Source organism: Burkholderia seminalis DSM 23518, assembly GCF_902832885.1.
GTDB lineage: Bacteria > Pseudomonadota > Gammaproteobacteria > Burkholderiales > Burkholderiaceae > Burkholderia > Burkholderia seminalis.
The window spans coordinates 443,360-467,564 of sequence record NZ_CADFDK010000005.1 but is presented as its reverse complement, the minus strand read 5'-3'; the positions used below and the strand labels follow the sequence as shown (position 1 = coordinate 467,564).

The 24,205-nt window shown below is 67.5% G+C and carries 25 protein-coding genes; 15 read left to right on the top strand and 10 right to left on the bottom strand.

The window, feature by feature from the left end; translation table 11 throughout:
• The first annotated feature begins 70 nt into the window (after positions 1 to 70).
• From HWX00_RS19135 to HWX00_RS19125, 3 genes are all read left to right on the top strand, one after another.
• Positions 71 to 1,282: a ribonucleotide-diphosphate reductase subunit beta gene (locus HWX00_RS19135; RefSeq protein WP_034186381.1), complete on the top strand. Its 1,212-nt coding sequence runs from the start codon at positions 71 to 73 to the stop codon at positions 1,280 to 1,282.
• 83 nt (positions 1,283 to 1,365) lie between these two features.
• Positions 1,366 to 1,692 carry a hypothetical protein gene (locus tag HWX00_RS19130; protein ID WP_175027947.1) on the top strand — a complete coding sequence of 109 codons (327 nt, stop codon included), beginning with the start codon at positions 1,366 to 1,368 and terminating at the stop codon, positions 1,690 to 1,692.
• Positions 1,693 to 1,720: 28 nt separating this feature from the next.
• The gene (locus HWX00_RS19125; RefSeq protein ID WP_034186382.1) at positions 1,721 to 2,371 is read left to right on the top strand and encodes a histone H1-like DNA-binding protein; all 651 of its coding nucleotides are present in this window, start codon (positions 1,721 to 1,723) and stop codon (positions 2,369 to 2,371) included.
• Between the two features lie 213 nt (positions 2,372 to 2,584).
• Here the strand turns inward: HWX00_RS19125 and HWX00_RS19120 are convergent, their stop codons facing one another.
• The 10 genes from HWX00_RS19120 to HWX00_RS19075 form a co-directional block, all read right to left on the bottom strand.
• Complete coding sequence (locus HWX00_RS19120) at positions 2,585 to 3,058, bottom strand: outer membrane lipoprotein (RefSeq protein ID WP_034186383.1); 474 nt, start codon at positions 3,056 to 3,058, stop codon at positions 2,585 to 2,587.
• A gap of 19 nt (positions 3,059 to 3,077) precedes the next feature.
• Positions 3,078 to 4,016 carry a carbohydrate kinase family protein gene (locus HWX00_RS19115; RefSeq protein ID WP_034186384.1) on the bottom strand — a complete coding sequence of 313 codons (939 nt, stop codon included), beginning with the start codon at positions 4,014 to 4,016 and terminating at the stop codon, positions 3,078 to 3,080.
• A gap of 85 nt (positions 4,017 to 4,101) precedes the next feature.
• Positions 4,102 to 4,605, bottom strand: a complete 504-nt coding sequence (gene tpx / locus HWX00_RS19110; RefSeq protein WP_034182673.1) for a thiol peroxidase — start codon at positions 4,603 to 4,605, stop codon at positions 4,102 to 4,104.
• Between the two features lie 74 nt (positions 4,606 to 4,679).
• Positions 4,680 to 6,029 (bottom strand): zinc-ribbon and DUF3426 domain-containing protein, encoded by a 1,350-nt coding sequence (locus HWX00_RS19105; RefSeq protein WP_175027946.1) that lies wholly within the window; start codon positions 6,027 to 6,029, stop codon positions 4,680 to 4,682.
• Positions 6,030 to 6,074: 45 nt separating this feature from the next.
• Entirely contained in the window at positions 6,075 to 6,977 is a 903-nt protein-coding gene (gene prmA, locus HWX00_RS19100) for a 50S ribosomal protein L11 methyltransferase (RefSeq protein ID WP_034186386.1), read from the bottom strand.
• Positions 6,978 to 6,979: 2 nt separating this feature from the next.
• The gene (gene accC / locus HWX00_RS19095) at positions 6,980 to 8,347 is read right to left on the bottom strand and encodes an acetyl-CoA carboxylase biotin carboxylase subunit (RefSeq protein ID WP_034186387.1); all 1,368 of its coding nucleotides are present in this window, start codon (positions 8,345 to 8,347) and stop codon (positions 6,980 to 6,982) included.
• Between the two features lie 87 nt (positions 8,348 to 8,434).
• Positions 8,435 to 8,908 carry an acetyl-CoA carboxylase biotin carboxyl carrier protein gene (gene accB / locus HWX00_RS19090; protein ID WP_034186388.1) on the bottom strand — a complete coding sequence of 158 codons (474 nt, stop codon included), beginning with the start codon at positions 8,906 to 8,908 and terminating at the stop codon, positions 8,435 to 8,437.
• 66 nt (positions 8,909 to 8,974) lie between these two features.
• The gene (gene aroQ, locus HWX00_RS19085) at positions 8,975 to 9,427 is read right to left on the bottom strand and encodes a type II 3-dehydroquinate dehydratase (protein WP_175027945.1); all 453 of its coding nucleotides are present in this window, start codon (positions 9,425 to 9,427) and stop codon (positions 8,975 to 8,977) included.
• 194 nt (positions 9,428 to 9,621) lie between these two features.
• Entirely contained in the window at positions 9,622 to 10,173 is a 552-nt protein-coding gene (locus HWX00_RS19080; RefSeq protein WP_175027944.1) for a TlpA family protein disulfide reductase, read from the bottom strand.
• A gap of 7 nt (positions 10,174 to 10,180) precedes the next feature.
• Positions 10,181 to 10,825 (bottom strand): UDP-N-acetylmuramate--alanine ligase, encoded by a 645-nt coding sequence (locus HWX00_RS19075; protein WP_175027960.1) that lies wholly within the window; start codon positions 10,823 to 10,825, stop codon positions 10,181 to 10,183.
• Between the two features lie 247 nt (positions 10,826 to 11,072).
• Here HWX00_RS19075 and mpl point away from each other — a divergent pair, with 247 nt between their 5' ends.
• The 12 genes from mpl (at position 11,073) to HWX00_RS19015 (ending at position 24,174) form a co-directional block, all read left to right on the top strand.
• Positions 11,073 to 12,458 carry a UDP-N-acetylmuramate:L-alanyl-gamma-D-glutamyl-meso-diaminopimelate ligase gene (mpl, locus tag HWX00_RS19070; protein WP_175027943.1) on the top strand — a complete coding sequence of 462 codons (1,386 nt, stop codon included), beginning with the start codon at positions 11,073 to 11,075 and terminating at the stop codon, positions 12,456 to 12,458.
• Entirely contained in the window at positions 12,455 to 13,024 is a 570-nt protein-coding gene (locus HWX00_RS19065; RefSeq protein ID WP_034186391.1) for a YqiA/YcfP family alpha/beta fold hydrolase, read from the top strand. The genes mpl and HWX00_RS19065 overlap by 4 nt, the downstream gene beginning before the upstream one ends.
• A gap of 80 nt (positions 13,025 to 13,104) precedes the next feature.
• Positions 13,105 to 15,192, top strand: coding sequence for a ribonuclease catalytic domain-containing protein (locus HWX00_RS19060; RefSeq protein ID WP_034186392.1), 2,088 nt, complete (start codon positions 13,105 to 13,107; stop codon positions 15,190 to 15,192).
• Positions 15,189 to 16,055: a shikimate dehydrogenase gene (aroE, locus tag HWX00_RS19055; RefSeq protein ID WP_034186393.1), complete on the top strand. Its 867-nt coding sequence runs from the start codon at positions 15,189 to 15,191 to the stop codon at positions 16,053 to 16,055. Before HWX00_RS19060 ends, aroE begins: the two co-directional genes overlap by 4 nt.
• 14 nt (positions 16,056 to 16,069) lie before the next feature.
• A complete protein-coding gene (gene mtgA / locus HWX00_RS19050; protein WP_034186394.1) occupies positions 16,070 to 16,807 on the top strand; it encodes a monofunctional biosynthetic peptidoglycan transglycosylase in 738 nt (245 codons plus the stop codon).
• 424 nt (positions 16,808 to 17,231) lie between these two features.
• Positions 17,232 to 18,842, top strand: coding sequence for a S10 family peptidase (locus HWX00_RS19045; RefSeq protein ID WP_059558049.1), 1,611 nt, complete (start codon positions 17,232 to 17,234; stop codon positions 18,840 to 18,842).
• 82 nt (positions 18,843 to 18,924) lie between these two features.
• Positions 18,925 to 19,326 carry an EF-hand domain-containing protein gene (locus tag HWX00_RS19040; RefSeq protein ID WP_034186396.1) on the top strand — a complete coding sequence of 134 codons (402 nt, stop codon included), beginning with the start codon at positions 18,925 to 18,927 and terminating at the stop codon, positions 19,324 to 19,326.
• Positions 19,327 to 19,675: 349 nt separating this feature from the next.
• Positions 19,676 to 20,575, top strand: coding sequence for an IclR family transcriptional regulator (locus tag HWX00_RS19035; protein WP_034186397.1), 900 nt, complete (start codon positions 19,676 to 19,678; stop codon positions 20,573 to 20,575).
• Positions 20,572 to 21,597, top strand: coding sequence for a 2-dehydro-3-deoxygalactonokinase (locus tag HWX00_RS19030; protein WP_124609731.1), 1,026 nt, complete (start codon positions 20,572 to 20,574; stop codon positions 21,595 to 21,597). Before HWX00_RS19035 ends, HWX00_RS19030 begins: the two co-directional genes overlap by 4 nt.
• 22 nt (positions 21,598 to 21,619) lie before the next feature.
• Positions 21,620 to 22,297, top strand: a complete 678-nt coding sequence (locus tag HWX00_RS19025) for a 2-dehydro-3-deoxy-6-phosphogalactonate aldolase (protein WP_059558047.1) — start codon at positions 21,620 to 21,622, stop codon at positions 22,295 to 22,297.
• Complete coding sequence (locus HWX00_RS19020; RefSeq protein WP_059558089.1) at positions 22,297 to 23,076, top strand: SDR family oxidoreductase; 780 nt, start codon at positions 22,297 to 22,299, stop codon at positions 23,074 to 23,076. Before HWX00_RS19025 ends, HWX00_RS19020 begins: the two co-directional genes overlap by 1 nt.
• 102 nt (positions 23,077 to 23,178) lie before the next feature.
• Positions 23,179 to 24,174: an arabinose ABC transporter substrate-binding protein gene (locus tag HWX00_RS19015; RefSeq protein ID WP_049030988.1), complete on the top strand. Its 996-nt coding sequence runs from the start codon at positions 23,179 to 23,181 to the stop codon at positions 24,172 to 24,174.
• The last annotated feature ends 31 nt before the right edge of the window (positions 24,175 to 24,205 follow it).

Sequence of the window (24,205 nt, the reverse complement as noted above, 5' to 3'; positions counted from 1 at the left end):
TTCGTGAGCGAACCCTTTTATCGCTCAGGAAAAGATGGTACAAACCGTTCTAAATTGATGGTGAGAATTTATGCTCAACTGGGATGACGAGAAGACTGCCGTAACCCCCGCGAGCGGAGCGCAGCAAAACGCGTTGCGCACCTCCGCCGGGATGGCTGTCGGAATGCAGGCCGCTGCGCCTGCCGCCCATCAGGTCCGTGACATTTTCGAAGGCGATCTTGCGGTGCCGCCGCAAGCATCGGCTGTTCCCGCCGGCGGTACGGAAGCGCGGGTCAATGTCGCCGACAAGCGCATCATCAACGGCCAGACTGACGTGAATCAGCTGGTGCCGTTCAAGTACAAGTGGGCGTGGGAAAAGTATCTGGCCGGTTGCGCGAACCACTGGATGCCGCAGGAAATCAACATGTCCCGCGACATCGCTCTGTGGAAGGACCCGAACGGTCTGACCGAGGACGAGCGCCGCATCGTGAAGCGCAACCTCGGCTTCTTCGTGACGGCCGATTCGCTCGCGGCGAACAACATCGTGCTCGGCACGTACCGCCACATCACGGCGCCCGAGTGCCGGCAGTTCCTGCTGCGCCAGGCGTTCGAGGAAGCGATCCACACGCACGCGTACCAATACATTGTCGAATCGCTCGGTCTCGACGAAGGCGAGATCTTCAACGCGTACCACGAGGTCACGTCGATCCGCGCGAAGGACGAATTCCTGATCCCGTTCATCCACACGCTGACGGACCCGGCCTTCAAGACCGGCACGCTCGAAGCGGATCAGAAGCTGCTGAAGTCGCTGATCGTGTTCGCCTGCATCATGGAAGGCCTGTTCTTCTATGTCGGGTTCACGCAGATCCTCGCACTCGGCCGCCAGAACAAGATGACGGGTGCTGCAGAGCAATATCAGTACATCCTGCGCGACGAGTCGATGCACTGCAACTTCGGCATCGACCTGATCAACCAGATCAAGCTCGAGAATCCGCATCTCTGGACCGCGGAATTCCGCGCCGAGATCCGCGAGCTGTTCAAGCAGGCTGTCGAACTCGAATACCGCTACGCCGAAGACACGATGCCGCGCGGCGTGCTGGGTTTGAACGCGTCGATGTTCAAGAGCTACCTGCGTTTCATCAGCAACCGCCGTTGCCAGCAGATCGGCCTCGATCCGCTGTACCCGAACGAGGAAAACCCGTTCCCGTGGATGAGCGAGATGATCGACCTGAAGAAGGAACGCAACTTCTTCGAGACGCGTGTGATCGAGTATCAGACGGGGGGCGCGCTGTCCTGGGAATAACCCGCAGCAGCGAACCCGTCACATGATGTGAGCAGCCGGCGGCCTCTCGGCCCCGGCCCAAGGTTTAGGAGCAAGAACGCCTGATGCAAAGCATGCCCGGTGCCTTAACGGCCCAACGATACGACAGGCACTTTGCGAACCCTTCAGTGGGATGGGCAAACTTCCCTCCGGATAAAGCGGACGGCCGTGTGGCGGTCCGCTTGATCAAGCGATTAGGGGTAGCGGCGCGCGGTGCGCCGGCTACCGACTTGATTTGGCGCGCGAGGCCGAGTGGTCACGCGCGCCATACCGTATTCATTAGCGTAAGCGCGCGGTACCTGCGTACGCCGATGAATAGCCCGCTTCGAAGCGCACGTCTTGAACAGCGTCCGCGGGAAGCGGGTTTTGACGAAGGGTGTAGTTTGAACTGACTCTCATCTGAACCTGAAGGAGAACAACATGGCTACTGCCAAGAAGAAACCGGCTGCTAAGAAGGTTGCTGCCAAGAAGACCGTTGCGAAGAAGGCTGCTGCTCCGGCGAAGAAGGCCGCTGCAGTGAAGAAGGTCGCAGCGAAGAAAGTCGCCGTGAAGAAGGTTGCTGCGAAGAAGGCAGCACCGGCGAAGAAGGCCGCAGCGAAGAAGGTCGCAGCCAAGAAGGTCGCAACGAAGAAGGTTGCAGCCAAGAAGGTCGCAGCGAAGAAAGTCGCCGTGAAGAAGGTTGCTGCGAAGAAGGCGGCACCGGCGAAGAAGGCTGCTGCGAAGAAAGTTGCAGCGAAGAAGGTCGCCGTGAAGAAGGTTGCTGCGAAGAAGGCAGCACCGGCTAAGAAGGCTGCTGCGAAGAAGGCGGCACCGGCGAAGAAGGCTGCCGCGAAGAAGGCTGCGCCTGCGAAGAAGGCTGCCGCGAAGAAGGCTGCGCCTGCCAAGAAGGCTGCCCCTGCGAAGGCGGCTGCTGCGCCGGCGAAGAAGGCTGCTGCACCGAAGAAGGCCGTCGTGAAGAAGGCTGCGCCGGCAACGACCGCGTCGACCGCATCGGTTGCGCCGGCATCGGGCGTGAAGACCGCGCTCAACCCGGCAGCGGCGTGGCCGTTCCCGACCGGCAGCCGTCCGTAATCGCGGCTGACCAGCACCACCCGGACACTCACGTGGTGTCCGCGGGTTGAGTAGCGCTACTCAATCAGTCCCGCCATCTGGCTCAGGTGGCGGGATTTTTTTCGTCCGTACTCGCCGAGGTGTCGGCTGCGGTGAGTACGGACGAAAAAAAACGCATGTGCAGCGTCGCACATGCGTTCGACCGCGGCTTGCGCCGCGTGCTGAGGATACCGGTTAGTGCGTGACGCGCGTGACGCCGCCGCTCGACAGCAGTCGTACGCGCTCGCCTGCACGGAACGCTTCGCCGCTGGCCGCCTGCGTGATCGAGCGCAGATCGCCGTTGTCGAGGCGCACGGTGATTTCGACACCGTTCGCCGTGCTGAGGTTTTCGCCCACGGCGTTACCCGCGACCGCGCCGACGAGGCCGCCCGCGATCGCCGTCAGGATCGAGCCCTTGCCGCCGCCGATCGCGCTGCCTGCGACCGCGCCGAGTGCGCCGCCGCCGAGCGTGCCGATCGCGCTGCCGCCGCCGTCGGACTGGATGCGTACCGCGCGGACGCTTTCGACCGTGCCCATGCGGACCGTCTGTTCGCGCTGCGCCTGGCCGACGCTATAGACATCGGCGGAACCGGGTGCCGTGAAGCAGCCGGCGAGCGTCAGCGTGGCCGTCAGCATGGCCGCGAGCGTGAGGGTTTTGTTCGTCAACATCTTTGCTCTCCCACAATATTCATTTGAGACTGTAACCGAATGCAGTCTCGAAGCGTGCGTCGATTTCCGCGCGCGTCAGTACGTAACTCTGGGGCCCCTGGTGGGCGATCTTGAGCGAGCCCATCAGGCTGGCGAGGCGCCCCGTGGTCGCCCAGTCGAGGCCATGCTCGATGCCGTACAGCAGGCCGCCCCGGAAGGCGTCGCCGCAGCCGGTCGGATCGGCGATGCGCTCGGCCGGTACGACAGGAATCTGCTCCGTGCCCTGCTTGTGGCGGATGGTCGCGCCGTGCTCGCCACGCGTAATGACGAGGGCATCGACCCGGCTGGCGATTTCATCTTCGGACCATCCCGTCTTGTCGCTCACCAGCTTGGCCTCGTAGTCGTTGACCGCCACATAGGTCGCAAGTTCAATGCTGCGGCGCAGCGTCGCACCGTCGAACAGCGGCAGACCCTGGCCCGGGTCGAACACGAACGGCACACCGGCCTTGGCCAGTTCTTCCACGTGCTGCACCATCCCGTCGAAGCCGTCCGGGCCGACGATCGCGAGCTGGATGTCCGGCGCGTCGCCCGCATGGTTCAGGTGCGACTGCATCATCGCGCCCGGGTGGAACGCGGCGATCTGGTTGTTGTCGAGATCGGTCGTGATCATCGCCTGCGCCGTATACGTATCGGGCAGCACGCGAACGTGGTCGCGGCGCAGGCCGAGCTGGTCGAGCCGGTCGAGATACGGCTGCGCGTCGAGCGCGCCCATCGTCCCCATCATGCGCGCATCGCCGCCCAGCAGGTGCAGCGCATACGCGATGTTGCCCGCGCAGCCGCCGAATTCGCGGCGCATCGTCGGCACGAGGAAGCTCAGGTTGATGAGGTGCACCTGGTCGGGCAGGATGTGCTCGCGGAACCGCCCTTCGAAGGTCATGATGGAGTCGTAGGCGATCGAGCCGCAAATCAGCGTAGCCAAGGTGTGCGTTCCTGTAGAAATGAGGGACCCTGCGCGACAACGCCGCGCGAAGGGCGCGGCGCGGCAGGGGAAAGCGGTAGAAAGCTTACTTCAGTGCGGCGAGCGCTGCATCGTAGTTCGGCTCGTCCTTGATTTCGCCGACGAGTTCCGCGTGGATCACCTTGTCCTGCGCGTCGAGCACGACGACGGCACGGGCGGTCAGGCCGTTCAGCGGGCCGCTCGTCACGTCGACGCCGTACGCGTTCGCGAACGCGCGGCCGGTGCGGAACGTCGAGGCCGTCACGACGTTGGCGAGACCCTCGGTCGTGCAGAAGCGCGTGGCGGCGAACGGCAGGTCGGCGGACACGACGACCACGACCGTGTTGTCGAGCGACGACGCGGCTTCGTTGAACTTGCGGGTCGACGTCGCGCAGGTCGGCGTGTCGAGGCTCGGCACGATGTTCAGCACTTTGCGCTTGCCGGCGAAGCTGGCGAGCGACAGGTCGGCGAGGTCCTTGCCGACCAGCTTGAAATCGGCGGCTTGGGCGCCGACGGCCGGGAACGTGCCGGCGAGATCGATCGGGTTGCCACCCAGCGTAACTTTGCTCATGTTCGTGCTCCGAAATAGCGCGCCGCTTGAGGCGCGCGGGTTGAGACGGGCGCGCATGCGCGCGCCGCGGTGCGTCACGGATAGAAGATCTGGACGCGGAAATTCGAGGCGGGCGTGCCGTTCGTTTCGAGGCGGACGACCATCGTCTGCGTGGTGCCGGGCGGCAGCCCGGCGTCGATCGGCGTGCCCGGACGCACGTAGTCGCGCGGTGCGAGCACGCGGCGCACGGTGACGCGATTGGCGTCGTCGAGCAGCGTGAGTTCGAGCGACGGGTACGCGAGCGCGACGCGGTAGCGGTTCGTCAGCGGTACCTTCAATTCGAGTTCGCGCGGCCCGTCGAGCTGGCGCAGGTCGGTCGCGTCGAGCCGCAGGCCGTCGATCGCGCGCGGGGGCGCGACCGTGCAGCCGAGCGGCGCGCAAGCCTGCCGGAACCAGCCCTGCGTGACGGGCCAGTCGATCATCAGCGTTTCACGTTGCCACCACGCGAGCTGCGTGACGAGCAGCACGGCCAGCACCGCCGCGACGAGGCCGCCGAAGAAACCGCCGAGCATCCCGCGCGGCTGCGGCGCGCGCGTCTCGCGCGTGACGGCGAAGTGCGGACGGTCGTCGTCGGACAGTGCGGCCGGGAACGGTGCCGCCGGCTCGGCTGCCGCCGCGGGCGCGGCCTGATCATGACGGGGGAACGCGTCGGATCCGGATCCGGTTGCGGGTTCGGGTTCGGTGACGGCCGGCGCCGGCGTGAACGCAAAACGCGGCTCGCGCGGTGCGCGTTCGTCGTCCGGCACGGCGAAGTGCGCGTGGCCGGCGGGTTCGGCGGCATCGGGCGTGGCTTGCGGCTCCGACGGGAGGTGGGCGACGAAGCGCGGCTCGCGCGGGTCGCGCTCGATCGGCGCGGGCGAGGCAGCGGTGTCGTGTTCCGTCGGCTGCGAATGCGGTTCGGCCGGTTGCTCGACGCCAGTCGAAGCGGCGTCGAGTTCGGTCGGGGACGGGAACGGCACGGGCGTGCCCGACAGATGAACGACGCCGGCTTCCGCGGCCGGGAGCGCGAGCGGCACCAGCGGCTCGACGCGGACGGTCTCGACGCTGTGCTGCAGCGACGGATCGACGCCGGCGTCGAGCCACGGCGCCCACATGTCCCAGCCTTCCGGCTTGTAATCGGTGTGGGACGGCGACGCGGCCGGCGCGTCGGCGGTGAACAGCCGTGCGGGCGGGGCCTGATGATGCGCGTCGCCGTGGTCCGGCGCCGCAGCCGCGTCGGTCAGGGCCGGTTCGGGCTGCGGCGCGTGCGCGGGAACGAGCGATTCGGACGCGTTGAAGACTTCGTGGCAATGGCCGCAGCGCACGAGCCCGTCATGCAGCGAGAGCTGTTCCTGCTGCAGCCGGAAGACGGTTTCGCAATGAGGGCAGCGCGTCGCAAGAAGCATGTCGAGCCGGGCGGCCTGCTGGCCAGAGTGAAGGACAGCGCTATTCTAATGGCTTTCCCGCCGGGTTCCGGCGAGGCATACCCAACCTTCGTGTTCACGCCAGACCGAGATGTCGACGTAGCGCGCGTAGACGGCCGCGACTTCGTCCGCCTGGCGCGCGAGCACGCCCGACAGCGCGATGCGCCCGCCCGGTTTGACCTTCGATGCGAGCATCGACGCCATCAGCTTCAGCGGGTTCGACAGGATGTTCGCGACGACGATGTCGAACTCGCCGTCCGGGCATGCGTCGGGCAACCCGTACGTGACTTCCGCACGGTTGCGCTCGCTGTTCTGCCGCGCCGATTCGACGGCTTGCGGATCGATGTCGATGCCGATGACGGGGTTCGCCCCGCATTTCTTCGCGAGGATCGCGAGAATGCCCGAGCCGCAGCCGTAGTCGAGCACCGACTGGCCGGGCTTCACCGACTGTTCGAGCCACTCCATGCACAGACGGGTAGTGGGGTGGCTGCCGGTGCCGAATGCGAGGCCCGGATCGAGCTCGAGGACGAGCGCATCGGGATCGGGCGCGTCGTGCCACGACGGCACGACCCAGATCCGCTCGCCGATCGGGATCGGCTCGAACTGCGATTGCGTGAGCCGCACCCAGTCCTGTTCCTCGACTTCGCGGACGACGAACTTCGGCGTTTCGGCGATGCCGATCTCGTTCGCGGCCGCGGCGAGCAGCACGGCCGGCTCATGGTCGGCCGACAGCAGCGCGACCACGCGCGAGTGCTGCCACGCGGTGCGGTCGGGCACGAGGCCCGGCTCGCCGAAGAGCGGCTGTTCGTCGGGCGTGTCGGCGTCGGCGTCCTCGACGGACACCGACAGCGCGCCGAGGTCGAGCAGCGCGTCGGACAGCGCCTCCGCATGCTCACGGGCCAGTTCGACGACGAGTTCGCGATAGCTCATGCTTACGCTTCTTCCGGTGCGACCTGCTGCTTCTGCGCGAGCCGGTTTTCGAGATAGTGGATGCTGGTGCCGCCTTCGACGAACTTCGAGTCGATCATCAGCTCGCGGTGCAGCGGGATGTTGGTCTGGATGCCTTCGACGACCATTTCCGACAGCGCGATGCGCATGCGGCGGATCGCCTGCTCGCGCGTCGCGCCGTAGGTGATCAGCTTGCCGATCATCGAATCATAGTTCGGCGGCACGAAATAGCCATTGTAGGCATGCGAGTCGACGCGCACGCCGGGGCCGCCCGGCGTATGCCACGACGTGATCCGGCCCGGCGACGGCGTGAACTTGAACGGATCCTCGGCGTTGATCCGGCATTCGATCGCATGTCCGCGGAACTGGATGTCGCGCTGGCGCAGCGCGAGCTTCTCGCCGGCCGCGATGCGGATCTGTTCCTGCACGATGTCGACGCCCGTGATCAGCTCCGATACCGGATGCTCGACCTGCACGCGCGTGTTCATCTCGATGAAGTAGAACTCGCCGTTTTCGTACAGGAATTCGAACGTGCCCGCACCGAGGTAGCCCATCTTCTTGCAGGCGTCCGCGCAGCGGTCGCCGATGCGGTCGATCAGGCGGCGCGGAATGCCGGGCGCCGGCGCTTCCTCGATCACCTTCTGGTGGCGGCGCTGCATCGAGCAGTCGCGCTCGCCCAGCCAGATCGCGTTCTTGTACGCGTCCGACAGCACCTGGATCTCGATGTGACGCGGGTTCTCGAGGAACTTCTCCATGTACACCTGCGGGTTGCCGAACGCACGGCCGGCTTCCTCGCGGGTCATGTTGACCGCGTTGACGAGCGCAGCCTCGGTGTGCACGACGCGCATCCCGCGCCCGCCGCCGCCGCCGGCCGCCTTGATGATGACCGGATAGCCGATCGCGCGCGCAATCTTGACGATCTCCTTCGGATCGTCCGGCAACGCGCCTTCCGAGCCCGGCACGCACGGCACGCCGGTCTTGATCATCGTCTGCTTCGCGGTGACCTTGTCGCCCATCATCCGGATCGTTTCCGGGCGCGGGCCGATGAACGTGAAGCCCGACTGCTCGACGCGCTCCGCGAAATCGGCGTTTTCCGACAGGAAGCCGTAGCCGGGGTGGATCGCCTCGGCATCGGTGACTTCCGCGGCGCTGATCAGCGCCGGCATGTTCAGGTAGCTCAGGTTCGACGGAGCCGGGCCGATGCAGACGGCTTCGTCCGCGAGGCGCACGTACTTGGCTTCCTTGTCGGCTTCCGAGTAGACGACCACCGTCTTGACGCCGAGCTCGCGGCACGCGCGCTGGATGCGCAGCGCGATTTCACCGCGGTTGGCAATGAGGATTTTTTCAAACATAGCGAGTATTCGTCTCTTCGAGGGGCGCGCGAACGGCGCCAGGCGAGCATCTCGGCGGCGCGCGGCCGGGACGGCCGCGCGGCGGGCTTAGCCGATCACGAAAAGCGGCTGGCCGTATTCGACGGCCTGGCCGTTCTCGACGAGGATTTCCTTGATCACGCCGGCCTTGTCCGACTCGATCTCGTTGAGCAGCTTCATCGCTTCGATGATGCAGATGGTCTGGCCTTCCTTGACCGTGTCGCCGACCTGGACGAACGGGTCCGCGCCCGGCGACGGCGCGCGATAGAACGTGCCGACCATCGGCGACGTCACGACGTGGCCTTGCGGTGCGGCCGGTGCGGCGGGAGCGCCCGCGGCCGGCGCGGCGGCGCCTTCGGTCGGCAGCGCGGCCGACGGAGCGGGCGCGCTGACTTGCGGGGCATACCCAGCCGTCGGCTGCACGTAGACCGGCGGTGCGTTCTTGACGATGCGCACCTTGCCTTCGCCTTCCGTCACTTCCAGCTCGGAGATGCCGGATTCGGAAACGAGGTCGATCAGAGTTTTCAGCTTACGAAGATCCATCGGGAATTCCCCTTTCAATACGTGAAAGCGCCGGTTAGGGGCCGGCGCTGAATCTAGATCGCGAAATCAGCCGCGCGACGTGCCTTGCAGCTTGTCCAGCGCGTACTCGAGCGCGTACAGATAACCTTTCCAGCCGAGCCCGCAGATCACGCCTTCGGCCAGGTCGGAAAAGTAGGAGTGGTGCCTGAACGCTTCGCGGCGATGCACGTTCGACAAGTGAACCTCGACGAACGGGATGCCAACGCCGGCGATCGCGTCCCGGATCGCAACGCTCGTGTGCGTGTACGCGGCCGGATTGATCAGGATGAAATCGGTCTGTTCCTCCCGCGCGGCCTGGATGCGGTCGACCAGCGCACCTTCATGGTTGCTCTGGAACGACGACAGCTCGGCGCCGGCTTCCCGGGCGCGCGCGGCAAGCGCCTGATCGATCTGAGCGAGCGTGACGCGGCCGTACACCTCCGGTTCCCGGGTGCCGAGAAGGTTCAGGTTGGGGCCGTGCAGCACCAGCAATCGTGTCATGGTCGCTTCTATTTCTGCGGAATTGCGCGAACTTTAGCGCTATTTAGAGAAATTTGTCTAGTTTTGCCGAACGGCCGGGCGCGACGGACCTGCAAGAATTACCGGCATGGAGGCAAAGTATCGGCGAATTCACGCGAAATTGCGGCGATCGACAGGCAAATCGCCGCCAACGTGCGGGCCGCCGTTCGGGCCGGTTACAGCGCGTCGAGCGTCTTTTTCAGCTCGGCCGGCTGGATTTGTCCCAATTTTGTCTCGCGAATCTTGCCGGTTTCGTCGATCACGACCGTAAACGGCAACGCGCCGGCGGTATTTCCAAAATTACGGGCCAGATCGGCGCCTGCGTAACCGCTGACGAAGACCGGATAGTCGACCTTCACCTTCCGCAGGAAATTCTTCACGTTCTGCTCGGAATCGACGCCGATCCCGATGAAACGGATGCCTTTCTGCTTGTACTGGTGCGACAGTGCGACGAGCTCGGGCATTTCCTCGACGCACGGGCCGCACCACGATGCCCAGAAATTGACGACGACCTTCTGGCCCTTGAAAGCGGCCAGCGAGGCCGGCTTGCCGTCGGTGCCCGTCAGCGACGACGCCCACAGCTGGTCGACCGGGTTGCCCTGCGCGGCGGGCGCGGCGACGGCGACGCCGTCGTCGGCACTGCCGCGGAACCAATGGCCGGCGGTCAGTCCGCCGGCGACGGCGGCGGCCGCGACCACCGCGAGCGCCAACATGCGTTTCATCATCATCGTTGAATCATTCCGGTTCGGAAGGGGTCTTGCCCGCCTCGACGAGCGCGCGCAGCGCGGCGGCATCGGCGCGGGCGACGCGGCCGCGCGCGTCGGCCTTGACCGCGCCGCGCAGGTCGTCGCTCGCATAGAGCGCGAGATGGATGCCGATCGCGTCCATGTCGCGCCGCGGGCGCCACAGGAAACTGAGCGTCTCGACGTCGGCGCGGCCCGCGAAGTGCCGCGTCTCGGAGACGTCGTACTGGACGTTCTGGTTCAGCAGGTAGATGGCGACGTCCTTCGGGTTGTCGGTGAATGCCTGCAAATGGACATCCGAATGGGCGTTCGCGGTGCCGTTCAGCACGGCGCCCGTCACATAGGGATGGAACTCGGCGAGCCGGCGCATCCAGTCGAGCGCGATCTCGCGCAGGCGGCGCAGTTCGTCCGGCTGGGTATCGCTCTGGAACAGCGCGAGGTATTCGCGCAGTTCTTCCTCGATCTGGTCGTTATCCGGCAGCCATTCGCCGGCAACGCGCGAATCGCCCAGCAACTGGCGCGCGGCCTTGCGCTTCGCGCCGGCATAGTCCAGGCCGTCCTCCGCGATCAGGCGGGCGGCGGATTGGGCGATTTCCTCGCGGACGCGCCGCGGGTCGAGAAGGGATTTGCGAGACATGATCCGGCAATCATACTCGATCGCCGACGGGCCCGAGCACGGGTACGGCGGGCCGCCGCCCGACGCCCGGCCGGGGTTCGCCCGCATCGTTCGGGCCGCCGGGCAGCGCAGGCCGTCAGTTACAATAGCCATCTTTGTGTCGCGGCAAAAGTCGTGGGTCGGCGCCGGTCGCGCGGTCCGTCCGGCGCGCCGCACATGCATCCTTTCCGAATCGACGGCGCCCGGCGGCGCGAAAGCATTCATCTCTATGCACATCCATATTCTTGGCATCTGCGGCACCTTCATGGGCGGTCTCGCCGTACTCGCGCGCGAAGCGGGCCACACGGTGACGGGTTGCGACGCGGGCGTCTATCCGCCGATGAGCACCCAGCTCGAGGCACAGGGCATCACGCTGATCGAAGGCTACGGCGCCGAACAGATCGACCTGAAACCGGACCTGTTCGTGATCGGCAACGTCGTCACGCGCGGTAATCCGCTGATGGAGGCGATCCTCGATCGCGGCCTGCCGTACGTGTCGGGCCCGCAGTGGCTCGGCGAGCACGTGCTCGCCGGCAAGTGGGTGCTCGCGGTCGCGGGCACGCACGGCAAGACGACCACGTCGTCGATGCTCGCGTGGCTGCTGGAGGACGCGGGCCTGAACCCCGGTTTCCTGATCGGCGGCGTGCCGCTGAATTTCGGCGTGTCGGCACGGCTCACCGACTCGAGCTTCTTCGTGATCGAGGCCGACGAGTACGACACGGCGTTCTTCGACAAGCGTTCGAAGTTCGTCCACTACCGGCCGCGCACCGCGGTGCTGAACAACCTTGAATTCGATCACGCCGACATCTTCCCGGATCTCGCCGCGATCGAGACGCAATTCCACCATCTCGTGCGCACCGTGCCGGGCGTCGGCCGGATCGTCACGAACGGCCGCTCGGACGCGCTCGAACGCGTGCTGGCGCGCGGCTGCTGGAGCGAGGTCGAGCGCTTCGGCGTCGACGGCGGCTGGCAGGCGCTGCCGGCCGAGGACGGCGTGCCGGTCGACGAGCGCTTCGCGGTGCACTCGCAGGCCGAGCGCGTCGGCGAAGTCGCGTGGCAGGTGCAGGGCGACCACAACCGGATGAACGCGCTCGCGGCGATCGCCGCCGCGCGCCACGTCGGCGTGCCGCCCGCGCAGGCGGCGGCGTCGCTCGCGTCGTTCCGCAACGTGAAGCGCCGGATGGAAGTGCGCGGCAGCATCGACGGCGTGACCGTCTACGACGATTTCGCGCACCATCCGACCGCGATCGAAACCACGATCGCCGGCCTTCGTGCGCGCATCGGTCGCCAGAATGCCCGCATCCTCGCCGTGCTCGAGCCGCGCTCGAACACGATGAAGCTCGGCGTGATGAAGTCGCAATTGCCGGCCAGCCTCGCCGATGCCGATCTCGTGTTCGGCTACGGCGCCCCGACGGGGCGCGACGCGCTCGGCTGGAATCTCGGCGAGTCGCTGGCGCCGCTGGGCGACAAGGCACGCGCGTTCGACGATCTCCACTTGCTGGTGAAGGCCGTCGTCGAGGCCGCGCGCCCGGGCGACCACGTGCTCGTGATGAGCAACGGCGGCTTCGGCGGCGTGCACCAGAAGCTGCTCGATGCGCTCGGGAGCCGCACGTGATCCTGTATCTGCACGGCTTCCGGTCGTCGCCGGAATCGCAGAAATCGCGGCTGCTCGCCGCGCGCATGGCCGAACTCGGCCGTACCGGCGAGTGGCGGTGCCCGTCGCTGTCGGTGTCGCCGCTCGAGGCGATCGCGGTGGCCGAAGCGGAAGTGGCGGGCGCGCGCGACGTGACCGTCATCGGCAGCTCGCTCGGCGGCTATTACGCGACGTGGCTGGCGGAAAAGCACGGCTGGAAGGCCGTGCTGCTGAATCCGGCCATCGTGCCGCAACGCGATCTCGAGCAGCACCTGGGCGAACAGCCGCTGTGGCACGGCGGCGGCACGATCGTCGTCGAGCGCCGTCACCTGCATGAGCTCGACGCGCTGCGCGTGCCGGCAATCACGCGCGCCGAACGCTACTATCTGTTCGCGGCGACCGGCGACGAAGTGCTCGACTATCGCGAGATGCTGGCGCATTACCCGGGTGCGAAAACGCGCGTGATCGAAGGCAGCGATCACGGGATCAGCGAATTTGCCGACTATGTCGACGACGTTCTCGCATTTTGCGACGGAAAGACGTCATAAACCGGCCCTGTGCCGATCGAATTCCCATCATCATGCGGTGCCGCCGACGCGGCGCCGGGCAGTCTGAACGAGAGTACTGAGTGAACGTTTTCTTCGAGGAATCGGGCAGTTTCAAGGCGGGCAGCGTGCTGTCGCGCCAGGGCGATGCATTTCAGGTCGAGTTGCCCGGCGGGCGGCGCGCGAAGGTCCGCGCGAAAGACGTGCTGATCGAATTCGAGAAGCCGGCCGCGAGCGAGCTGATGCAGGAGGCCGACACGGCCGCGCAGCAGATCGACCTGGATTTCCTGTGGGAATGCGCGCCGGCCGACGAGTTTGCGTATACGGCGCTGGCCGCCGAGTACTTCGGCGCGGCCTACGGCCCGGTCGAGCGCGCGGCGCTGGTGCTGCGGCTGCATGGCTCGCCCGTCTACTTCCGCCGCAAGGGGCGCGGCCAGTATCAGCGCGCGCCGGAAGAGCAGCTCAAGATGGCGCTCGCGTCGCTCGAGCGCAAGCGCCAGCAGGCGCTGGTCCAGGCGCAGTACGAAGAGGAACTGAAGGCCGGCAAGCTGCCGGACGCGTTCGCGGGCAAGGTGCTCGGGCTGCTGACGCGGCCGGACAAGAACGCGATCGAATACAAGGCGATGGAAGCGGCGGCCGGCGCGCGCGGCGTGTCGCCGGCGCGGCTGATGCTCGACTGCGGCGGCATCGCGTCGCCGCGTGCGCTGCACGAGGCGCGCTTCCTCGCGGAATTCTTCCCGCACGGCACGGGCTTTCCGCCCGTCGCGGTCGGCCCGCTGCCGGACGACCTGCCGCGCGCGAACGTCGAGGCATTTTCGATCGACGACATCACGACGACCGAGATCGACGATGCGTTCTCGGTCGAGCACCTGTCCGACGGCCGCGTGCGGATCGGCGTGCACATCGCGGCGCCGGCGCTCGGCATCGTGCGCGGCGACGCGGTCGATGCGATCGCGCGCACGCGCCTGTCGACCGTCTACATGCCGGGCGACAAGATCACGATGCTGCCGGACGACGTCGTCGACGTGTTCACGCTGAAGGAGGGCGATTACCGTCCGGCGCTGTCGCTGTACATCATCGTCAACCGCGAAACGCAGGAGATCGTCGCGAACGAGACGCGCGCCGAGCTCGTGTTCGTGAAGAACAACCTGCGCCACAACACGCTCGACGAGCTCGTCACCGAAGAGACGCTCGCGGCCGGCACCGGCGACTATCCGCACAAGGACGACATCGCCGTGCTGTGGCCGCTCGCGCAGGCGCTGTTCGAGAAGCGCCAGGTCGCCCGCGCGGGCTACGGCCTGAAGCGCGAGGTGCAGCGCAACACCGACTACAACTTCTACGTCGAAGGCGAGCACGTGTCGATCACGCCGCGTCGCCGCGGGTCGCCGCTCGACCTGATCGTGTCGGAGCTCGCGATCCTCGCGAACTCGACCTGGGGCGCGTTCCTGCACGACCACACGGTGCCGGGCATCTATCGCTCGCAGCGCGGCTTCGGCGCGCCGGGCCCGAAGCGCACGCGGATGCAGACGACGGCCGCGCCGCACGAAGGCCTCGGCGTGGCCCAGTACGCATGGAGCACGTCGCCGCTGCGTCGCTACGTCGACCTCGTGAACCAGTGGCAGCTGCTCGCGTGCGTGCAGCATGGCGTCACCGCGAAGCTCGCCGCGCCGTTCAAGCCGAAGGACGCCGACCTGTACGCGGTCGTGCAGGGTTTCGACGATACCTATACGGCCTATGCCGATTACCAGCGCCGCATGGAGTACTTCTGGTGCTTGCGCTGGCTCGCGCAGGAGCAGAAGAAGCAGGTGGTCGCGAGCGTCGTGAAGGGTGATCTCGTGCGCCTGGAGGACATTCCGCTGCTGCTGCATGTGCCGGGGCTCGGCGTGCATGCGCGCGGCACGCGCGTGCTGCTCGACGTGATGTCGCTCGACGAGCTGACGATCGAGGCGTCGGTGCGCCTGTTGAACGTGCTCGACGCGCCGACCGTGACGAGCGGCGACGCGGCCGACGAAGAGGATGACGCCGAAGGCGGCGACGACACGCTGGTCGACGCGGAAGACGCGTCTGCGGAAACCGAAGCCGAAGCGCTGGCCGAAGCGGACGGCGCGGCATCGGAGGCGGGCGGCGAAGCCGCGAACGGCAACGACGGCGAAGAAGGGCGCGCATCATGACCGCGGCGGTGTCGACGAGCGGTGCCGACCGCTATGTCGTGTTCGGCAACCCGGTGGCGCACAGCAAGTCGCCGTTCATCCACGCGCAGTTCGCCGCGCAGACGGGCGAGCCGATCGAGTATGCGCACCGGCTTGCGCCGGTCGACGGCTTTGAAGCCGCCGTGCGCGCCTTCGTCGCCGAAGGCGGCCGCGGCGCGAACGTGACGGTGCCGTTCAAGCTCGAGGCGCATGCGCTGGCCGACTCGCTGTCGCCGCGCGCGGCGGCGGCGGGGGCGGTGAACACGCTGCGCATCGATGCCGACGGCCGTATTCACGGCGACAACACCGATGGCGTCGGCCTCGTGCGCGACATCGAAGCGAATCTCGGCGTGTCGCTCGCGGGCGCGCGCATCCTGCTGCTCGGCGCGGGCGGTGCGGCGCGCGGCGTCGTGCTGCCGCTGCTCGACCGCGCGCCGCTGTCGATCACGATCGTGAACCGCACCGCGAGCAAGGCCGAGGCACTCGTCGGCCAGTTCATGCAGGCCGCGCACGATGCGGGCTGCACGCTCGCGGGCGGCGGCCCCGACGTCGTGCGCGCGGAGCCGTACGACGTGGTGATCAATGCGACGGCCGGCAGCCTCGACGCCGCGTTGCCGGAATGCGACGCGGCCGCGTTCGGCGCGGGCACGCTCGCATACGACATGATGTACGGCGCGCAGCCGACCGTGTTCATGCAGCACGCGGCGTCGCTCGGCGCGCGCACGGCCGACGGGCTCGGGATGCTCGTCGAACAGGCGGCCGAATCGTTCTTCATCTGGCGCGGCGTGCGGCCGGACGGCGCACCGGTACTGGCCGCGCTGCGCCAGGCGCTCGCGGCGAGCTGACCGGAGCGCGGCACGTGGTGGCGGTGAGCAGCACGCAGCGCACGCGATCGGTGAGCCTCGCTCGCTGGATCGCCTATGCGGGATCGGTGTTCGCGCTCGCGTGGCTCGCGACGCAGCTGTTCTATCTTGCGCAGATCGCGTTGTGGTCGTTCGTGAACCCGGGCTCGACCGCGTTCATGCGCACCGACGCGTGGTGGCTGTCGCGCGCGACGCCGCCCGCGCAGATCCAGCACCAGTGGGTGCCGTACGACCAGATCTCGCGCAACCTGAAGCGCGCGCTGATCGCGTCCGAGGACGCGACCTTCGCGACCAACAACGGCTACGACGTCGACGCGATCCTGCAGGCGTGGGAGAAGAACAAGGCGCGCGGCAGGATCGTCGCGGGCGGCTCGACGATCACGCAGCAACTCGCGCGCAACCTGTTCCTGTCGCGCGAGAAGAGCTACATCCGCAAGGGGCAGGAGCTCATCATCACATGGATGCTCGAAGCGGTGCTCGACAAGGAGCGCATCTTCGAGATCTACCTGAATTCCGTCGAATGGGGCCGCGGCGTGTACGGCGCCGAGGCGGCCGCACGCTATTACTACAAGGTTCCCGCGAGCCGGCTCGGTGCATGGCAGTCGGCGCGTCTCGCGGTGATGTTGCCGAAGCCGCGCTGGTTCGACGCGCATCGCGGCTCGGCCTACCAGGCACAGCGCGCGGCGGTCATCGCGCGCCGGATGGGGACGGCCGAACTGCCGCAATCGGAGTGAGCGGCGCGAGCGCGCCGTCGCATTGTCCGTTCCGTCGCCCGTGCGCCATTGCTGCGCCGCAGCGCATTCGTGTCGCGCGCATGTCGGGCCACATCCGTTAGACGAATTCGTCTATTTCGCTTTCCTGAGCAATGCGGGCGACCGTGCGTTTTTGTTTGCCTGCATGGCACGAATTTCGCCCTTTTTTAGTCGCTGCGGGTAAACGCGAAAGCCGATGAAAGCCACGTGAAATGCAACGTTTCGCGATTCGAAGCATTCCTGAAAGGTGTGCGCCGCACCGTCGGCCGGCCAAATATTTCAAAATTTTTCAAAGCTGACGGGCTCGCGTATATTGGCCAGCGCCTCGGCTCATCGGCCGCAAGCGAGGCGGGGGGCGGCTTATCCGGCTGCTCGACACAAAAAACATCCGAGAAGGAAAGCAACGATGCCAGCGAGCAAAGCGAAGCTGTTGTTGGGGGTAGTGTTTTCTTCGCTGATCCTGACGGCCTGCAACGACGACGTCACATCGTCCGCCGCTGCGAGCGCCGCCAATTCAGCCGATCCCGCCGCTCAGGCGGACCGGGCGTACAACGATCCGAACAGTTATTCGTCGAGTGCGAACGCGTCGCTCGACCCTTCCGCCGCGGTTGAAAAGGCCGCCGTCACGCATCACCAGATCACGCTGAACGGCAAGACGATCCGCTACACGGCCACGGCCGGCCACCTCGTCGCGCGCAATCCGCAGACCGGCGCGCCCGAAGCCTCGTTCTTCTACGTCGCCTACACGGCCGACAACCAGCCCGCGGCGAAGCGGCCCGTCACGTTCCTGTACAACGGCGGCCCGGGCTCGGCATCGGTGTGGCTGCACCTCGGTTCGTTCGGCCCGCGCCGGATCCAGACGGGCGACCCGAACGCGAATACGTCGACGTTCCCGTTCGTCGACAACCAGGAAAGCCTGCTCGACACGACCGACCTCGTGTTCGTCGATGCGATCGGCACCGGCTTTTCCGAAGCGATCGCGCCGAACACGAACCAGACGTTCTGGGGCGTCGACCAGGACGGCGGCGCATTCCGCGATTTCGTCACGCGCTACCTGACCGTGAACCAGCGCACCGGTTCGCCGAAATACCTGTTCGGCGAATCGTACGGCACGCCGCGCACCGACGTGCTCGCGAACCTGCTCGAGACGGCCGGCGTGAAGCTCGACGGCATCGTGCTGCAGTCGTCGATCCTGAACTACAACACGAACTGCGACATGGCGAGCGACTACGTCGGCAACTCGAACAACGGGTCGAGCCCGGTGAGTTGCGCGGGCTTCGTGCCGTCGTACGGGGCCGTCGGCGCGTACTATCAGCTCGACAATCCGAACCCGTCGAACCTGCCGCAGTACGCGGACCAGATGCGCCTGCTGACGGCCGGCAGCTACGCGCCCGCCGTGAACGCGTACCTCGCGAGCCATACGCCGCCGCCGCCGAACCTCGTGACGACGATGGTGAATGCGACCGGCGTGAAGCAGTCGCTGTGGAATGCGGACTTCAACGTGATCCCGACCTTCTTCGACAACAGCTTCCAGCTGTCGCTGGTCCCGGGCACGCTGATCGGGCGCTACGACGCGCGCGTGAACGTGCCCGTGTCGAGCCCGCTCGCGGCGGACGGCGATCCGTCGAGCTCGTTCATCACGAAGCCGTTCACCGACACGATCGGCCGCTACCTGCCGAACGAACTGAAGTACACCGCGCAGTCGGCCTACTCGGTGAGCAGCAACGCGATCAACACGTGGGACTGGACGCACGACGGGCTCGCGATGCCCGACACGATTCCCGACCTCGCCGCGGCGCTGACGCTGAACCCGCAGCTGAAGGTGCTGTCGTTGAACGGGTATCACGACATCGCGACGCCGTTCTACCAGACCGAGCTCGACCTCGCGCGGCTCGGGACGCAGCCGAACCTGACGATCAAGGACTATCAGGGCGGACACATGGTCTATCTCGACGATACGTCGCGTCCGCAGGAGAAAGCCGACCTCGTGACCTTCTACAACGCGGCCGCGCACTGATGCAGCGCCGGGCCGGCGTCGGGCGCCCGCGATGGCGCCGTCCGCCGGCCGTCGACGACCTCATTCCAGACTGGAGCCTGATATGAAGAACCGTTTCATCGTCGTTGCCGCGGCGCTCGCATGGGTCGGCGCCGCAGCATCCGTATCCGCGTTCGCGCAGGCGAGCGATGCCGCCGCACCGGCGCGTGCGCGCCAGGCGCAGCTCGGCGATCCGTACGTGCCGCCGGCCGCGCGCCGCGCGACCGCCGGCACGCAGACGACCGGCGCCGCGCTGCATGCGCAGGTGGTGCGCAAGCTCGCGAGCCAGTTCAGCGCGGCCGACACGCAGAACACGGGCTCGATCACCGAGTCGCAGGCGCGCGCGGCCGGCCTCGGCTATGTCGCGAATCACTTCCGGCAGATCGATGCGGGCGGCAACGGCCGCGTGTCGTTCGCCGACGTGCAGCGCTACATGCAGGCACGCAGCACGAGCAGCCAGCAGTAAGCGCGGCGGATCGTGAACCAACGGGGGCGGAACCCGCGACACGGCGGGTTCCGCCCCCGTGTTCATGGCGCGGCCGTTGCCTCGCACCCGCGGCCGGTTTCCGCCGGATTCTCATTATCTGGACAACGCATTCAAATATTGGAGCCGAGTGCGTGCGCTCCTACAATCCGAAGCACATCGACAGCTTCGGACCCACGCATCGCGCGGCGCCCGTCGCACACGGAGACACCTTCCATGAAGTTCGCCGGGCGCTTTACTCGGTGCATCGACCGCCGCCACGCCGCAGCACGGGACCTCGTTCCGGCGCCGCGCGTGCGGCTTCACCGATTCCGTTGAAGAAGCCCGTTCCATGACCAAGATGCCCGATTCCCTTGCCCTCGACGCCCGGCGCGCGACGCCGGCCGATGTCTCGCTGACCGACAGCATCGGCGCGACCAGCACGCCGCTCGATCTCGCCGCGCAGCAGGCCGGCACGCAGACGCTGCTGCGCGGCCTCGCGATCCTCGAGGCGATCGCGAACGGCGCGCGCGACATGCGTGCGATCGGCGCGGCGCTCGGGACGACGCGCAGCACGACGCACCGTCTCGTCAGCAGCCTCGTGCAGGCGCGCTACCTGCGCCAGGTGCAGGGCGGCTACCTGCTCGGCCCGAAGCTGATCGAGCTCGGCACGATCGCGCTCGAGCAGATGCCGCTCACCGCTGTGGCGCGGCCGCATCTCGAAGCGCTCGCGGAAGCGACGCTCGACACGATCCACCTCGGCGTGCGCGACGGCGACGACGTGCTGTACATCGACAAGATTCCCGGCACGCGCGGCCTCGAGATGCGCTCGCGCGTCGGCCACCGGATGCCGCTCGCGTCGACCGGCATCGGCAAGGCAATGATGCTCGACCTCGATCCGGACCTGTGGCGTTCGCTGTTCGAGGCCGCGCGACGCGCGCTGGCCGGCGTCAATTTCAAGCCCGACAACCGGCCCGAGACGAGCGCGTTCCTGCAGCGCATGGCCCACTACGCGGCCGGCGGCTATACGTTCGACCTCGAGGAGAACGAGGCGTCGATCCGCTGCGTGGCCGCACCGATCCGCGACGCGTCGGGCGCGATCGTCGCGGCCGTGTCGGTCGCCAGCACCATTCCGTACATGCCGCACGACCGGATGGACGAACTGATTCCGCTCGTGCAGCGCGAAGCGCGAGCCATTTCCGCGGAACTGGGCTGGAGCCCGCCGCAGGGTACCCGCAGGATCAAACGATGACCACTTCGACCCGGCCCGCTCCGGACGCCAGCACCGCCTTTCCGTCGCTGATCGCGCTCGACTGGGGCACGACGTCGCTGCGCGCCTACCTGTACGACGCGCGCGGCGCGCTGCTCGACACGCGCAGCCGCGCGGCGGGCGTGATGCATGTGCCGGGCGGCGGTGCGCGCGCGTTCGACGCCGTCTTCGAGGAAGCGTGCGGCGACTGGCTCGACCGCACGCCCGGCCTGCCGGTGCTTGCCGCCGGGATGGTGGGCAGCGCGCAGGGCTGGCGCGAGGCGCCGTACGTCGCGGTGCCGGCCGGCGCCGACGCGCTCGTCGCGGGCCTCATCACGGTGACGACGTCGCGCGGCGCGACGGTCTCGATCGTGCCGGGCGTGATCGCGACGGGCGAACTGCCCGACGTGATGCGCGGCGAAGAAACGCAGATCGTCGGCGCACTCGCGAGCGATCCCACGCTTGGCGCCGATCGTTCAGGGGTACTGATCGGCTTGCCGGGCACGCATGCGAAATGGGCGTGGGTGAAGCACGGGTTGATCGAACGCTTCCAGACCTTCATGACGGGCGAGCTGTTTGCCGTGCTGCGCGATCACACGATCCTCGGCCGCACGATGCGCGCGGGCGCCTCGCCCGACCGCGACGCATTCGTGCGCGGCGTGTCGGTCGCGCGCGGCGCGCAGCGCACCGGGCTGCTCGCGACGATTTTCAGCACGCGCACGCTGGGGCTGACCGACCGGCTCGCGCCCGATGCGCAGGGCGACTACCTGTCGGGCCTGCTGATCGGCCATGAACTCAATGCGCTCGACGCGATGCTCGCGGAGCGCGGCATCGCGCTCGCGGACCAGCCGCTCTTGCTGGTCGGCGACGACGGCTTGTGCGCGCGCTACGTCGACGCGCTCGAGGTATTCGGCCATGCGCATGCGCGCGTTGCCGCGCATGCGACCGAGCGCGGCCTGTGGCGCATCGCGTCGCGTGCCGGGCTCGTGCGCGCGGACGGCGAGCCCGTCTGCGCCGACCAATGAACTGCTTGCAGAGGAATCTTCGATGCCGTCCGACCTGACCTTGCCCGCGCCGTACACGCCCCACGCCGCCCTGATGCGCGCGTTCGACGCGTGTCCGCTGATCGCGATCATGCGCGGCATCACGCCCGCCGAGGCGGCCGACCACGGCCGCGCGCTGTACGAGGCCGGCTTCCGGATCGTCGAAGTGCCGCTCAACTCGCCGGATCCGTTCGACAGCATCGCGGCGCTGCGGCGCGCGCTGCCGGACGACGCGATCGTCGGCGCGGGCACCGTGCTGCGTGCCGAGTACGTCGACCGCGTGCAGGACGCGGGCGGCGCGCTGATCGTGATGCCGCACAGCGACGCGGCGGTGATCCGCCGCGCCCGCGAGCGCGGCCTCGCGAGCGCACCGGGCGTCGCGACGCCGACCGAGGCGTTCGCGGCCCTGACGCACGGCGCCGACGTGCTGAAGATGTTCCCGGCCGAACAGCTCGGCGTGCCGGTCGTGAAGGCATGGCGCGCGGTGATCGACCGCGCGGTGCCGCTGATCCCGGTCGGCGGCATTTCGCCCGACAACATGGCGCCGTTCCTCGACGCGGGCGCGAACGGCTTCGGCCTCGGCTCGGCGCTGTACCGGCCCGGCCAGTCGGCCGACACGACGGCGGTGAACGCGCGCGCGTTCCAGGCCGGCTTGCGCGTCGCGCGCGGCGGAGCGGCATGATGGGCCGCCTCGCGGGCAAGGTCGCGATGGTGACGGGCGCGGGCCGGGGTATCGGCGCCGCGATCGCCCGCGCGTTCGTTCGCGAGGGCGCGGCCGTCGCGCTCGTCGATCTCGATTTCCCGCAGGCGCAGCACACGGCCGCCGCGATCGCGCGCGAATTCGACGGCGCGCGCGTGTTGCCGCTGCAGGCCGACGTCGCGCGGCAGGATGCGGTGCGCGATGCGCTCGCGCGGACCGAAGCGGCGTTCGGTCCGCTCGACGTGCTCGTGAACAACGCGGGCATCAACGTGTTCGCCGATCCGCTGACGATGACCGACGACGACTGGCGCCGCTGCTTCGCGGTCGATCTCGACGGCGTGTGGCACGGTTGCCGCGCGGCGCTGGAGGGAATGGTCGAGCGCGGCCGCGGCAGCATCGTGAACATCGCGTCGACGCATGCATTCAGGATCATCCCGGGCTGCTTTCCGTACCCGGTCGCGAAGCACGGCGTGCTCGGTCTCACGCGCGCGCTCGGCATCGAATACGCGGCGCGCAACGTGCGCGTGAACGCGATCGCGCCGGGCTACATCGAGACACAGCTCACGCGCGACTGGTGGGACGCGCAACCCGATCCGGCCGCCGCGCGCGCCGCGACGCTCGCGCTGCAGCCGATGAAGCGGATCGGCCGGCCGGAGGAGGTCGCGATGACAGCCGTGTTCCTGGCGTCCGACGAGGCACCGTTCATCAATGCCGCCTGCATCACCGTCGACGGCGGGCGCGCGGCGCTGTACCACGACTGACGCAACGATTCGAAAGACCGCACGTGCGACGGCCGCGCGCACGCTGCGTCGAAACCAACAAGCGGCTGCATCCTGTTCGATGAAAACAAGGAGACACTGGAGATGAAACGCAGAACGTTCGTAACGCTGGCGGCCGCGGCCGCGGTGGTGATGGGCAGCCCGGTCGCGCACGCGGCCGACCCGGTCAAGATCGGTTTCCTGGTGAAGCAGCCGGAAGAGCCGTGGTTCCAGGACGAGTGGAAGTTCGCCGAAATCGCGGCGAAACAAAAGGGCTTCACGCTCGTGAAGATCGGCGCGCCGTCCGGCGAGAAGGTGATGAGCGCGATCGACAACCTGTCCGCGCAGAAGGCGCAGGGCTTCATCATCTGCACGCCCGACGTGAAGCTCGGGCCGGGCATCGTCGCGAAGGCGAAGTCGCACAACCTGAAGATGATGACGGTCGACGACCGCCTCGTCGACGGCGCGGGCAAGCCGATCGAGTCGGTCCCGCACATGGGGATCTCCGCGTACAACATCGGCAAGCAGGTCGGCGACGGCATCGCGGCCGAGATCAAGAAGCGCGGCTGGGACATGAAGGACGTCGGCGCGATCGACATCACCTACGAGCAGCTGCCGACCGCGCACGACCGCACGAGCGGCGCGACCGACGCGCTGGTGGCCGCCGGCTTCCCGAAGGCGAACGTGATCGCGGCGCCGCAGGCGAAGACCGATACGGAAAACGCGTTCAACGCGGCGAACATCGCGCTCACGAAGAACCCGCAGTTCAAGCACTGGGTCGCGTACGGGCTGAACGACGAGGCCGTGCTCGGCGCGGTACGCGCGGCCGAAGGGCGCGGCTTCAAGGCCGACAACATGATCGGCATCGGCATCGGCGGGTCCGACTCGGCGCTGAACGAGTTCAAGAAGCCGCAGCCGACGGGCTTCTACGGCACCGTGATCATCAGCCCGAAGCGCCACGGCGAGGAAACCTCGGACCTGATGTACACGTGGATCACGCAGGGCAAGGCGCCGCCGCCGCTGACGCTGACGACGGGCATGCTCGCGACGCGCGACAACGTGTCGAAGGTACGCGACGAGATGGGGCTCGCGTCGAAGTAAGCGGCCCGCCGGCTGCCGCGGCGATGCGGCG